The organism is Fictibacillus solisalsi (assembly GCF_900103485.1).
GTDB classification, from domain to species: Bacteria; Bacillota; Bacilli; order Bacillales; family Fictibacillaceae; genus Fictibacillus_C; species Fictibacillus_C solisalsi.
Genome location: NZ_FNHW01000002.1, coordinates 77,475 through 90,237, shown reverse-complemented (window position 1 = coordinate 90,237; position 12,763 = coordinate 77,475). Strand labels below are relative to the sequence as shown.

The window sequence follows — 12,763 nt, the reverse complement described above, 5'->3', positions numbered from 1 at the left end:
ACCTACATAAAAAAAGCCAAAGTTTGCACCCTGGCTTTAATAACAGTCATCCCGTTTATGAAGGAACAGGGATGTTTTCTACCGGCTCACATGCCTGTTCTTTTTAATCGTCGAAACAATGGCAGCAAGAATATATATGATACCACTAAGTGTAAGGAGTAACCCTAAACCGAACCCAGTAAAGTAAGCGTCATAAGCTTGCTGTTCATCATTTGTAATGAGGTGAAAAAAGATCCGAATAGCCACATAACCAATGGTTGGACCGATCACCGTAATGACAATGCCAGAAACCCAATAACGAGCATTAAACTTTTTATTTAAAGCATAGGGAATCCAGTTAATTAAAATGAAGACGGCAAGTGAAATCACCATTAAAAGGGCCAAGGTTATCCTCCTATAGAATGTATTTTTCACTAACTTCCATTTTACGGTATCCGAAGGGTTGTAAATCCTCTTATGGAAAAATGAGGATATTGCATTACATAACAGTAGACATTGCTAACTATACAGAAATCCAGGTTGTCCCTTTTATTCTTTAATAGAAGTTCCTGATGATTTTCTGATTACCAATTCCGGCTTTAAATTAATGGACCGGTAACCGGTCGGACTATTTCCTTCTACCCGCTCAATGACCAGTTGCGTGCCCATGTAACCGAAGTCATAGGCAGGCTGCGAGGATACCGTTAAAAATGGATCCAGCTCGATAAAAAGTTCAAGGTCATCAAAGCACACGACTGCCATATCCTCCGGGACCCGAAGGCCTCCCTGGCGGAGCTGTTTAATGAGCTTAATCGCTATAAAATTGTTAACGGCAAAGAACGCGGTAGGGCGCTCATCCTCCGGAAGTTCAAGCAGATGGTTAATGCCCGCCAATTGGTCTTCCTGCTTGTAATGGTCTTCAATCAAAAAGGAAGGACTCACAGTGAGGTCATTTAACTTCAACGTCTCGACATACGCCTGATATCGTTCCTTCGACGTTGAAATGGTCAATGGTCCATGGACCATCGCGATTCGTTGGTGACCATTGGTGATGAGGTGCTGAAGCAGATATCGTGTTCCCTCGTAATTATCCCCAAGCACCATATCACACGGTACATTTTCAATTTTGCGGTCAATCAACGTAAAAGGGATTCTGTTTTTCATTAACTTTTTTAAATTTTTAAGCGAAGAATCACCAGTCGGTGCGATAATGACCCCATCCACCCGCTTCGCAATCAATGCATCAATATACTCGCTTTCCTTCTCGTAATCCTCATCGGTATTACAAAGAATGAGCTGATATCCCATCTGGTTGGCTTTATCTGTAGCTCCTCTCGCCACTTTAGTAAAAAAGGGATTGGTAATGTCCGTAATAACGAGAGAAAGCAGCTTCGTTTTCTTTAAATTAAGGCTTTGGGCGGCAGAATTCGGGATATAGTTTAATTCCCTAATGGCTTCCTCTACCTTTTTTCTTGTTGCTTCACTGATGTTTCCTTTGTTATTAATGACCCTTGAGACGGTCATGGAGGAAACGTTGGCTCGTTTGGCAATATCATATATCGTCGTCACATTACTTACCTGCCTTCTTGTTTTCCCGTTCTATCTATTATAGATAGTGTACCAAACTTTTATCAGGAAGAAGAGTGACGTGTATAAAAGCAAACACCAGCCTTTACACCAGGCCGGTGCTCAACATTTAAACTCTCTCTTTCAAAAACTCTTCGACTTCCGCCAATTCCGGATACGAAGTCTGCGTCCCCCGCTTGGTCACACTAAGTGCAGCAAAGGCAGTGGCCTTTTTCATGGATTCGAGCACATCACCGGTTTTAACGTAGTAGTGGGAGAAGCAGCCGATGAAGGCGTCGCCGGCACCTGTTGTATCCATCGCATCCACTTTGTGAGAGGATACCGTTTGGACATTGTCCTTCGTTACCCACATCACACCGCGGCTGCCCATCGTTACAATGACGTTCTTTACTCCGCGCTCTACGAGCGTCATGGCGGCCGTGCGAATCTGTTCGTCGGTTTCCACCGGCAGGTCCGTTAGAATCTCCAGCTCGCTTTCGTTCGGAACAAAAAAGTCGCTTTTGCACACATACTCAAAGTCCATTTCCTTGGAAGCCGGCGCCGGGTTCAGGATGACCGGGATCCCTTGCTCATTTCCAAATTCAATGGCACGGTAAACGGTTGGCAGCGGAACTTCCAGCTGCAGGACGATCAGGGAGCATTGTTTCAGCTTTTCTGCTGCACCATCTACATCCTCTGGCGAAAGATGCTTGTTCGCTCCTTTAATGATCAAGATACGGTTCTTGGAATCCGGATCCACGAAAATTGGCGCCACGCCACTGGACGTACCGGGCACTTTAACGGTATATTCCGTATCAATGCCATACTTCTCGAGGTTATTAATTGTGTTATCGGCAAACAAATCATCACCGACTTTTGTCACCATCATGACGTCAGAGCCCAGCTTGGCCGCGGCCACAGCCTGGTTGCACCCTTTTCCTCCACAGCCGATTTCAAAATCCGGCGCTTCAAGCGTTTCCCCTTCTTTTGGCATCTTATCAATATACGAAATCAAATCCACCATGTTGGATCCAATCACTGCAATATCCATTGTTCTCCCTCCCTATTTCTTTCCGGTAATGACGGTAAAGGAACGTTCCTCTCCGGCACCAAGCTTGATCTGCGTTCCCGCTTTATCTGCGGCCTTAAACCCTTCTGGCCGGCAGGTGGCCGGCAGCACGAAAGCTCCTACCTGCTGATCGCTGTTATACAGAAGCCAGCGTGTGGCATAGTTTAATTCGGCTGTTGGAAATTTCGTGAAAAAGATGGTGCCATCCGGTGATTGCATCTCGAATTCCACTTCCTCCCCGTATTGATCGAGTTGGTCGGCAAAAAAGACAATCTCAGGATCATACATGTCCGGCTGGTTCAGTACATTGAGCGTTTCCTCCCCGCTCAACAGCTTTTTATTATATCCGAGCCATTGTTCCGTCGGCCTTACATGGGCTGGAATCGATTCCCGAAGCACGAATGCATCATCTGGAATGCTTTGCTTCATGACGCCGTTTTCCACATACGCATAGTTGGTATGGCACATATAATGGAGCGGCATCTGTGCACCGGAGAGATTTTTCACCGTCATTCTGATTTCAATAAATGAATCTCCTCTGCCCATTTTAACACTCGGAGATGCCAAATAGTGATGGCCGAATCCTTTTACATATTCAGCTTCGCCACCCACCTTAATACCCTGGCGGCTGATTTCGAGCCACGCACGGTCCATTTCGGCACATGCCATTTCCCCGTGCAGCTCGTGATCATCCTCCGGTCCCGGACAGCCATTGGCAATCAATCCGGAATGAAACGAAAAGCATCCGTACGTATCCACGATCTCACGCACGTTCTTTGGCTGTGAGAACATATTTTTCATTTTCAAATCGACCCCATCAAACGCAAGGTCCCAGATGATCTGCCCCATATATGGCAGCACGACCATCACGCCCCGCGAGTTCGTCAGCTCAATCGCCTCCACTCCCGACGGATAACGGAAAAGGCTTGCCGTAAATTCATCGTCACGATAGATCACTTTCTTGTTTTCTTTAAAAAACTCTCGTTGAAGTTCAATGATTCCATTCATGTTCTAGCATCCCTTTCCTGCTGATTAACCTTATCAAGGCAGCCAGGAAAAGGCTGCCTGACAAGGTTTACTTATTTATTGTGCCAACTCGATCGTTTTGTCTGTTTTTTTCACCGCAGACTTTTTCATTTCGCCATAGAAGTAGATGCCGACATAGACGAAGCAGGCCATGGATACAAGGAACGCCGTTTGCATGGAGCCGAATACGTCAGACGCATAGCCTTGCAGAGCCGGAATCACAGCACCGCCGACAATCGCCATGACAAGGATCGCACCCGCTGTTTCAGTGTATTTCTTATCCACCACTTCAAGCGTTTCAGCATAAATTGTCGGCCAGCAAGGACCAAACAGCATGCTCACTCCAATTGCCGCATAAACCGCCGTCATGTTCGGGACGAGCACGACATATGCCAATAGTGCGGATCCGATGATGGCATAACTGAACAGAATTTTGGACGGAGAGAAGCGTGTCATCAGGAAGTTCGCAATGAATTTCCCAACGAAAAAGGCGATAAAGCTGTACACCATAAAGTTAGAGGCCGTACGTTCGTTAAAGTTTGGATTCAAGTCAAGCGCAAGACGGATCGTGAACGACCAGACCGTCACCTGCATGCCGACATATAAAAACTGAGCCGCGATTCCTTTTTTGAATCGTTTGTTGCCTGCCAAGTATTTAAGTGTCTGGCCGATTCCCGGAGCTTTTTCTCCGCCCTTTGCACGGTTGGTCACCGGCTTACAAATCGGGAACTTCGTAATCGCAAACAGAATAAGCATGGCGATCAGGACGAAAATAATGTATTTGTAAGGCTGGAGGGTATGCTGAAGCATCTTCAATCCAAATGCATGGGCTTCAGCCGGAGACATTTTGGCCATTTGTGACTCTAGGCTTGCCCCCTCCTGGAACACAAGATACTTTCCTAGTAAAATCCCTGCGATGGATCCCAGCGGATAAAACGTCTGGGAAATGTTCAAGCGAAGAATGCCGTATTTTTTCGGTCCAATCATTGAGCTGTAGGTGTTGGCCGCTGTTTCGAGAAAGCTCAGGCCAATGGCAATGGCAAAGATCGCGAAGAGGAACATCGTGTACGTCCCCATGTGTGACGCCGGGTAAAACAATGAACAGCCCACGATATAAAACAGAAGCCCTGTCATGATCGCAATTTTGTAGCTCATTTTCTTAATGACCATCGAAGCCGGAATGGCTACTACAAAATAGCCGCCGTAAAATGCACTTTGTACAAAAGCACTCGCAAAATCACTAAGTTCAAACACATGTTTAAATTGAGCAATCAGAATGTCGTTCAGACTCGCCGCCACGGCCCATAATGGAAAAAGCAATGAGACCAGGATAAATTGAAAAATCGGTGTTTTGTTCAAATAGCCGTCAGGCAGCTGGATCAGGTTGCTGTTCTTCATGTGTACATCCCCTTTTTTCAAATTGATTAGTAGTAAAGCGCTTACATATCACTTTCCAGAAGAGGTACAGAATGACCAGTTCTGTACCCTGTTTACTTTTTAAGAGATTGTCCGTCAGGTGAATTATTCGGATAGCGCAGCCGGCACGATTCCCGGATAATGAGTTCCGGAGACAGCTTGTATTCTCGCTTCGGTACCGGATCTTTAAACTGGATCCGTTCATGCAGCAGCTGAAAAGCAAGCTCCCCTAACGCATGCATCGGCCGCGAAACCACGCTGAGCTTCGGATTCAAGAAGGTCGCAATATCCACGTCATCAAACCCGAAAAACGAAATCTCCTCCCCGAGCTTCCAGTCCAGATCGCCCATCGCCTTCACACACCCGATGGTCATCAGGTTGTTGGATGAAAAAATGGCCGTCGGGCGCTCTTCCAGTGAATACAGCTGGTGTGCCCCCTGGTACCCGCTGCGCTCACCAAAGTCTCCCTGGAAGATGTAGCGCTCATCCAGCTTCAGGTTGTAATCCTCGAGCGCTTTTTTGTAGCCGATGAAACGCTCGCGGCCTGGCGTAGTGTTCTGCGGACCGCAGATGATCGCGATCTTCTCATGCCCCTGCAGAATCATGTGCTGAACCGCCTGGTAGGAGCCTTTTACGTTATCGACAAGCACCGTATCCACGTCATAGTACTGGATGCTCCGGTCAACCGCGATTATCGGAATTCCCTGCTCATGAACCTGCTTCAGGTGATCACCGTTTTCGTTGGCTGTCGTGATGATGACCCCGTCGACCCCGCGCTCGATGAAATTCTTCAGAATCTCCTGCTCGACCACCGGTGATTCGTTCGTGCTGCTCAGGATTGCGAAGTACCCTTTTTCCCGGGCCTTCTGTTCAATTCCAGCCATTACGGATGGAAAAAACGGGTTGTTGATGTCCGGCACAATGACACCAATTGTCTTCGTATCCTTGCTTTTCATCGTACGCGCCGCAGCATTACGGATATAGCCGAGGTCCTTAATGGCTTTCAGAATCCGCTCCTCCGTCTGCTTGCGCACACCGCCCTGATTATTGATGACCCGGGAGACCGTGGCAATCGAAACATTCGCCCGCTTGGCCACATCCTGAATGTTTGCTTTCCCTTCCATTGGACAAAACTCCTAAATGTAAACGTTTAGATTTTTTTACAAAAAAATAGATTTATGCCTGGTATTCTTGATGTCTGTTTTGAACAATTAATGTAAACGTTTAGATTTTTGTTCTTGGATATAATCTAGCATGAGAAAATAGAAAATGCAAGAAGTTTTTGAAACCGCTTTCCTTACCCTTATGTCCTCCATTCAGAAGCCAGGATTCCCATAAAGTAGGTATCAAGGTATTGGCCGTCCACATAAGCATGCTTCCTCAGCTTGCCCTCTACCGTAAAACCAATCTTTTTATACAGCCCAATCGCTTGTTCATTGGTCCCTCTCGTAGTTAAGTAGATTTTGTTCAATCTCAGCTGCTTAAAGCCAACATCAATCATCTGTTCCATGGCAACTTTCCCATAGCCCTTCCCTCTTGCTTCGGGAGCGAGAAGGATTCCAATGCTGGCCCTTCCATGTCCATGATCGATATCCTTCAGAAATACCCATCCGACCAGCTGCTGTTCTTCATTTTCAATCCCCAGCAATAAATCGTTGTTCCTTCGCTTTTCTTCTACTTCCTGGAGGACCTGTTCATACGTCAGCGGCGTTCGGCCTACCATTAAGATGGATCGTGAATCATTAGACCAGCGGTGAAGTTCCTTGATATCGTCGGTTTCGAATGATCTGAGTTTTACCATGGCTATTAACCTCCTATAAGAATTCAAGTAATACTCCCATAAGAATATCACTTAATGTCTGGGGGCTGTTACTAAACAAGAAAAAGAAGCTGACCTGTCATCAGTCAGCTTCCTCCATTATTCCCCTTTATTCCGCCTCGCCCATCTTAAGCAATTCAATGTCATGCGCCTGTTCAATGACTTCGAGCTCATCTACCAGGCGGCAGTTTATATGTTTCTTTAACGACTCTGGCAGCGTTTCGTAAAATTTCTTTGTGAGCTGCAGGTCATGGCGTTCGGCATTGTTGGCGGTTGGAGCATCTACCCCCAGCACCAAAGTGGGCCGTGATTTCATTGAATGATTGGCGGTACCGCGGTGAATGGTAAGCGCGGAACGGGCAGAGATGTCACCCATGCTTGGCATTTTGCGCTGTGCGCGTTCTTCATAACGGCTGTAATTCCCTTTATCCGGGAACATCTCGTGTTCAAATCCACTGCCGTCATCCCATTGAGTCCCTGGCGCAATCTCGAATGGCCCCATGTCAGGATCCACATCGACCGTTGTCAGGTTAAATGCCAATGAATTGATCCTTCTTCCTTTATATGTGTCTTCCGGAGACGGGAAGTCACGATGCCACGGCTGGTTCACCGCACCTGGATTGGGAACATCAAACCCAATCTCCACGACTTTATAATCAGGTCCAAGAACAGCTTCACATACAGCCTGAACCCATGGATGTGTGACAAGGTCAACAAATCCGCGAATGTCCTCCGGATGGATTTCCACGTAATGGCGCTTCGGCCCCCGGCCTATAGCACCATTTGGACGTTTTAGTGCCTCATCATACAGCTTCTCGATATCTTCCCCAAGCTGTGCGGCCCATTCACGGCTGAAAGCCCCTTTTTGTGCAATGGTTCCAGCCCCGTATAATCCTCCCATAATTTCGGCAACATCGTAATTTTGCATCTCTTTCACCTGTGTGCTCATTCTTATTCCTCCTCTAAAAATTAGATATCATCAAGTGTGGTACTTCCAAAGGTGGCAAGCATCACCCCTTCCACATCTTCTCAAGTCATGATTTGGTCTGAAACAGCTGCTCAATTTCCTCGAGTGTCCGGTTTTTCGTCTCAGGGACAAATTTATAGGTGAACAGCCACATCAGGAAGGATCCCAATGCAAAGAACCAGAACGTAGGCATTCCGCCAATTTCCTTTAAGAAAACCGGGAAGGAATGGGCCACCAGATAATCTCCGATCCAAAGTGAGATTGTAGAAACCGCCATGGCTTGTCCTCTGATTTTTGTCGGGAAGATTTCCGATAACAGCACCCACATGCCCGGGCCAACAGTAGCCATGAATACCGCGAGATAAAACAAGGTGTACACGAGCACCATTGTTCCGGATGTATCGGTTTTAAAGCTGAGGCCGATCAAGAACAGCGCCAATGCCATTAAGAGTGACCCGATTAAAAACAATTTTCGTCTGCCCGCCTTGTCCATCAAGTACAAGCCAACAAACGTAAAGACAACAATGACCACTCCCATAAAGACGGTGTTCAGGAATGACGATCCGAGGCTCGCTCCGCTCTTTTTAAAGATCTCAGGAGCGTAGTACATGATCGCATTAATCCCTGCCCACTGGGTCATAAAGGCAATCACGACACCAACCATAAGCGCTTTCTTGTTTTCCTTTTTAAATACGTCCTTAAAAGTGGTTCCTTTGTGCCGCCGGATGGATGCTTCAATTTCTTCCAGCTCTTTTCGCGAAACCTCTTCGTCCCGGTTAATCCGGTTTAAAACAGATAACGCTTCTTTTCTTTTTCCGTTCGCTGCCAGCCACCTCGGTGTTTCCGTCACAAATGGCATGAAAATCACGTAAACGACAGCCGGAATGGCTCCGAGTGCGAACATCCAGCGCCATCCTACATCCACATTCCACTGAACGGTGCTGCTTTGGGCAATCATGTAATTAACGATAAAAACAGCAGACTGCCCGATACTGATGGCCAGCTGCGACATAGACCCCAAGCGGCCGCGAAGGTGGGCCGGTGCGGTTTCAGCGATGTACAGCGGAGAGATAAATACAGACATCCCAACACCGATTCCGCCCAGGATCCGGGTTAAGACCAGAAGGGATACACTGCTCGGCAATGCTGAACCGATGGTTCCTATTCCGAATAATATCCCGGACAGTATCAACGTTTTCTTTCGGCCAAATCGGTCACTTAAATAACCGCCTGCTGCTGTACCGATGGCAGCACCCAGCAACAAACTGGAAACGACCCATCCGGACATGGAAGGACTAAGTGAAAAACGCTGATCCAAAAAACCGATAGCCCCAGAAATAACGGCCGTATCATACCCAAACATCAACCCGCCAAAAGCGACCACAATAGAAACAAGCGTAATAAAACGGACATTAACCCCGACATGCTTATCAGAATGTTGTTGTGCAGATGATTCAATCTCGATGGACCGTGCCATGAAAGTTCCTCCTATTGGTGAAGTAATTGAACCTACTAACGGAAAGCGGTTACATTATTCTAAAAACTGTAGAATGAAACAAAATCTACTTCCTTGCTATTCCTTTATTCTTAGCCCCCTTTATTACAATTTTTATTATAATAAAACTTGTAATATTCTAATAATTTATATAATAATAGCTTTCATTCCAAATTTCAACTACCATTTTTGTGTAAATGGACAAAGGAGATTTTGTTTCCCTTCTTGAATTCAGAAGAGAAAAGAACAGCTACTGGAGGGTAAAATGGACATTAAAACGAAGAGGCTTCACATTCGAAGATTCATTCCAGACGATTGGCAAGCGGTATATCACTATACCTCCAATCCAACGGTCATGGAATATATTCCAGAGGGAGTTTTTACCGAAGATGATGCCAAAGCATTCATCAAGGAGAACAGCGGGGACCATCCGGAGAAATATGCGGTGGTGCTGCGGGAAGAGAATCAATTAATCGGCCATATGGTGTTCCACCGATATTTCGGCACCCATACATACGAGATCGGCTGGGTATTTAATCCGGCGTACCACAATAAGGGGTATGCTTCAGAAGCTGCTCAAGCTGTGTTGGATTACGGCTTCGATTCTTTGAAACTGCACCGGATCGTCGCCACATGCCAGCCGGAAAACCCGCCGTCGTACCGGGTGATGGAGAAGATCGGAATGCGAAGGGAAGGTTATTTTAAAAAGTGCATCCCCCATGGAGATGGATGGTGGGATGAATATTATTACGCGATTTTGAAGGAGGAATGGAATAGGGTTCCGGAGGAAAGCATCTGATGGATGCTTTTTGTTTTTCAAGGGGTTACATGGTTCATTGGATGGGTATTTCCTAATAGATAAAAATATTTTTTAAATCTTTCATTATGGTGCAAAATGTAGATGAAAGGAGTTGCGCATGGAATTTTTTCTCGTTATTTTAAGTTTGCTTGCCCTGATTGGGCTGGCCAGTTTCATCAATCATTTTATTCCATACATACCTGTCCCACTGATCCAGATCGCGCTTGGTGTGACACTTGCCATACTGCCAATGGGCATAAAAGTCCCAATGAATCCCGAGCTGTTTTTCATCCTCTTTATCGCGCCACTGCTTTTCCATGACGGTCGGCATGCGTCGAGAGAAGAACTGTGGAAGCTTCGTAAACCGATCCTCCTGCTTGCCCTTGGCCTCGTCTTTATTACGGTATTTGCCATCGGCAGTCTGATCCATTGGATCATCCCTTCCATCCCCTGGCCCGCAGCCTTTGCGCTCGCGGCGATTCTGTCGCCTACAGACGTTGTTGCCGTCAGTTCCATCTCAAGCCGGGTAAAAATGCCAGAACAAATCATGCATGTTCTTGAAGGCGAAGGGCTGATGAATGATGCATCCGGACTGGTGGCGTTTAAATTTGCGGTCGCCGCTACCGTAACCGGTGCCTTTTCCATCGCGGACGCAAGCGGCAGTTTCTTCGTGATTTCAATTGGCGGTTTTCTCGGCGGTGCTCTTTTGGCCCTGATCATTATTCAACTGCGGACCTTTATCCGGCGGCTCGGCATGGATGATGTCACCATTCATATGCTTATCCAGCTCCTGACCCCATTTGTTATCTTTTTCGTGATTGAGCATTTGCACCTTTCCGGAATTCTGTCAGTGGTTGCCGCAGGGATTGTCCATGCCATTCATCAGGACCGCAACCGGATTCCGGCTGGGTCACTCGAAATCGTTTCAAGAAGTACATGGACCGTCCTTATTTATATCTTAAACGGACTGGTGTTTGTCATTCTTGGATTGCAGGTCCCTGGTGTACTCAATGAAATTTTCAGAGATCCATTGTTTGATAATTGGCAGGTCATCCAGTATATCCTTATCATCTCGGTTGCCCTGCTGGTCCTTCGATTTCTGTGGATTTCGGTTACCTGGCGAAAATGGAAAGAAAAAGGAATGCCCCATATGAAGTCCCAAAGAGCCATTGCCATCCTCACCATTTCGGGGGTGCGGGGTGCGGTTACTCTCGCTGGTGCATTTACCATTCCATTTGTCATTGAGGGCGGGGCTCCCTTTCCAGACCGCTCGCTTATCATTTTCATCGCAGCCGGCGTCATCCTGGTGACCCTGATCCTCGCAAGCATTTTCCTGCCGATCCTCGCCAAAAGTGAGAAAGCAGGTGCGCAGGAGATTAAGGATGAAATGAAGCGCAAGGCTACACTTCGAACGTTTGAGGCAGCCATCGGTTCGGTTCATCATTCCTATACCGAAGAAAACCGGGAAGCTGCTGTATCGATTATCAGCACCTACAACAATATGCGCAATGAACTTAGCTCTAAAAGCTCAGAGAAGATTGAACGCCAGGAAAATGCCGTCCGCCTGAAGGCAATTGAAGCGGAAAGTCGTTACTATACCAACTTGAAGAAAGCCGGAAAAGTCGACCGGGATACTGCCATCCTAATCGAAGAACATCTGCAGCGCAGACGGCTGGCCCAAACCAACCGGATTCAATACCGCCGGTTGTTCATTTGGATCCTTTTCAAACGCAGCGTGTTTGCCCTGTTGCAGCTGTTCATTCCAAGGAACAGCGAGCAGCGCCAACAGCGCCGCAGGCGAAGAAAGCGTCTGGTCGGTTTAAAGGTCAATATGGCCAAAGCTGCCATTCATTATTTAAAAACACAAATGACACCTGAAACCCGTCACCTTTATCTCGATGTCATGGGAGAATACAACGATTTGATCGTGAAATACAATCTAGCCAAAAAGAGCGAGGAATCCACTAATTTCGCCCGGATGCAGCGTGATCTTCAGATTCAGGCTTTTCAGGCTGAACGAGATGAAATCCAGCATCTGTACGAAGAAGGGGATGTGACCATTGATGTGATCCGGGACATCCGCAGGCAGATCAATATTCGTGAGGCCTATTGGATGGAAGAGAATAGTGTGCATTTTCATTAAAAAAAGAGTGAATGAAATCTCCATTCACTCCTTTTTCATTTTTTATTGTTAGTGGCTTTCCATCACCGCAAAATAATTCTCTTCATCATCCGAGAAGTTAAACACCCGCCCAGAAGGCATTTCTACCATTTCACCGACATTCACATTTTTGCTGGATAGGTTCTTGTACAGTTCATCGAGATTTTCTGTGAAGAACATTAAGGAAGGTGTGCCGAGGTTGAGCTCAGGTGACATTTTCGCTACAACTTCCTTGTTGAACAACACGATTGTGGTTTCTGAATTTTTACTGGGAGCAATTGCAATCCATCTCATTGGACCACTTTCGCCCTCAGAGATGACAGTGAATCCTGCTTTTTCCGTCCAAAACTTTACTGCTTGATCCTGGTCATTGACATACAGCATCACTTCGCCTAGTTTACTGAACATCGTCTTTTGCCTCTCTCCCTTGATTAATTGTTCCGTTATTTTAAAGTGCATTTCACAG

Annotated in this window: 12 protein-coding genes; 2 read left to right on the top strand and 10 right to left on the bottom strand. The window is 46.6% G+C overall.

Going from position 1 to position 12,763, the window contains the following annotated elements; all coding sequences use genetic code 11:
- Positions 1 to 78: 78 nt before the first annotated feature.
- From BLT53_RS17850 to BLT53_RS17810, 9 genes are all read right to left on the bottom strand, one after another.
- A complete protein-coding gene (locus BLT53_RS17850) occupies positions 79 to 384 on the bottom strand; it encodes a hypothetical protein (RefSeq protein ID WP_090237116.1) in 306 nt (101 codons plus the stop codon).
- Between the two features lie 144 nt (positions 385 to 528).
- Positions 529 to 1,548, bottom strand: a complete 1,020-nt coding sequence (locus BLT53_RS17845) for a LacI family DNA-binding transcriptional regulator (RefSeq protein WP_090237114.1) — start codon at positions 1,546 to 1,548, stop codon at positions 529 to 531.
- 127 nt (positions 1,549 to 1,675) lie between these two features.
- Entirely contained in the window at positions 1,676 to 2,596 is a 921-nt protein-coding gene (gene rbsK, locus BLT53_RS17840) for a ribokinase (protein ID WP_090237113.1), read from the bottom strand.
- Between the two features lie 12 nt (positions 2,597 to 2,608).
- Positions 2,609 to 3,622: an aldose 1-epimerase family protein gene (locus BLT53_RS17835; protein ID WP_090237111.1), complete on the bottom strand. Its 1,014-nt coding sequence runs from the start codon at positions 3,620 to 3,622 to the stop codon at positions 2,609 to 2,611.
- A 75-nt stretch (positions 3,623 to 3,697) separates the two neighbouring features.
- Positions 3,698 to 5,038: an L-fucose:H+ symporter permease gene (fucP, locus tag BLT53_RS17830; protein ID WP_090237109.1), complete on the bottom strand. Its 1,341-nt coding sequence runs from the start codon at positions 5,036 to 5,038 to the stop codon at positions 3,698 to 3,700.
- 92 nt (positions 5,039 to 5,130) lie between these two features.
- Positions 5,131 to 6,180: a LacI family DNA-binding transcriptional regulator gene (locus BLT53_RS17825; protein WP_090237108.1), complete on the bottom strand. Its 1,050-nt coding sequence runs from the start codon at positions 6,178 to 6,180 to the stop codon at positions 5,131 to 5,133.
- Between the two features lie 179 nt (positions 6,181 to 6,359).
- The gene (locus tag BLT53_RS17820) at positions 6,360 to 6,857 is read right to left on the bottom strand and encodes a GNAT family N-acetyltransferase (RefSeq protein WP_090237106.1); all 498 of its coding nucleotides are present in this window, start codon (positions 6,855 to 6,857) and stop codon (positions 6,360 to 6,362) included.
- A gap of 127 nt (positions 6,858 to 6,984) precedes the next feature.
- Positions 6,985 to 7,824, bottom strand: coding sequence for a phytanoyl-CoA dioxygenase family protein (locus BLT53_RS17815; protein WP_090237104.1), 840 nt, complete (start codon positions 7,822 to 7,824; stop codon positions 6,985 to 6,987).
- An 85-nt stretch (positions 7,825 to 7,909) separates the two neighbouring features.
- The gene (locus BLT53_RS17810) at positions 7,910 to 9,319 is read right to left on the bottom strand and encodes a sugar porter family MFS transporter (RefSeq protein ID WP_090237103.1); all 1,410 of its coding nucleotides are present in this window, start codon (positions 9,317 to 9,319) and stop codon (positions 7,910 to 7,912) included.
- Between the two features lie 283 nt (positions 9,320 to 9,602).
- Between BLT53_RS17810 and BLT53_RS17805 the strand changes: the two genes are divergently transcribed.
- Together BLT53_RS17805 and BLT53_RS17800 are read left to right on the top strand one after the other, a co-directional pair.
- The gene (locus BLT53_RS17805; protein ID WP_090237102.1) at positions 9,603 to 10,136 is read left to right on the top strand and encodes a GNAT family N-acetyltransferase; all 534 of its coding nucleotides are present in this window, start codon (positions 9,603 to 9,605) and stop codon (positions 10,134 to 10,136) included.
- 118 nt (positions 10,137 to 10,254) lie between these two features.
- Positions 10,255 to 12,279 (top strand): Na+/H+ antiporter, encoded by a 2,025-nt coding sequence (locus BLT53_RS17800; RefSeq protein WP_090237101.1) that lies wholly within the window; start codon positions 10,255 to 10,257, stop codon positions 12,277 to 12,279.
- 48 nt (positions 12,280 to 12,327) lie between these two features.
- Here BLT53_RS17800 and BLT53_RS17795 read toward each other — a convergent pair whose 3' ends face one another.
- Positions 12,328 to 12,705, bottom strand: coding sequence for a VOC family protein (locus BLT53_RS17795; RefSeq protein ID WP_090237100.1), 378 nt, complete (start codon positions 12,703 to 12,705; stop codon positions 12,328 to 12,330).
- Between the last annotated feature and the right edge of the window lie 58 nt (positions 12,706 to 12,763).

What these genes read in the sequence shown, in the direction of transcription:
- rbsK (WP_090237113.1), bottom strand. Translation starts at nt 2,596, where the DNA reads ATGGATATTGCAGTGATTGGATCCAACATGGTGGATTTGATTTCGTAT.
- BLT53_RS17835 (WP_090237111.1), bottom strand. Translation starts at nt 3,622, where the DNA reads ATGAATGGAATCATTGAACTTCAACGAGAGTTTTTTAAAGAAAACAAG.
- fucP (WP_090237109.1), bottom strand. Translation starts at nt 5,038, where the DNA reads ATGAAGAACAGCAACCTGATCCAGCTGCCTGACGGCTATTTGAACAAA.
- BLT53_RS17825 (WP_090237108.1), bottom strand. Translation starts at nt 6,180, where the DNA reads ATGGAAGGGAAAGCAAACATTCAGGATGTGGCCAAGCGGGCGAATGTT.
- BLT53_RS17820 (WP_090237106.1), bottom strand. Translation starts at nt 6,857, where the DNA reads ATGGTAAAACTCAGATCATTCGAAACCGACGATATCAAGGAACTTCAC.
- BLT53_RS17815 (WP_090237104.1), bottom strand. Translation starts at nt 7,824, where the DNA reads ATGAGCACACAGGTGAAAGAGATGCAAAATTACGATGTTGCCGAAATT.
- BLT53_RS17810 (WP_090237103.1), bottom strand. Translation starts at nt 9,319, where the DNA reads ATGGCACGGTCCATCGAGATTGAATCATCTGCACAACAACATTCTGAT.
- BLT53_RS17805 (WP_090237102.1), top strand. Translation starts at nt 9,603, where the DNA reads ATGGACATTAAAACGAAGAGGCTTCACATTCGAAGATTCATTCCAGAC.
- BLT53_RS17800 (WP_090237101.1), top strand. Translation starts at nt 10,255, where the DNA reads ATGGAATTTTTTCTCGTTATTTTAAGTTTGCTTGCCCTGATTGGGCTG.
- BLT53_RS17795 (WP_090237100.1), bottom strand. Translation starts at nt 12,705, where the DNA reads ATGTTCAGTAAACTAGGCGAAGTGATGCTGTATGTCAATGACCAGGAT.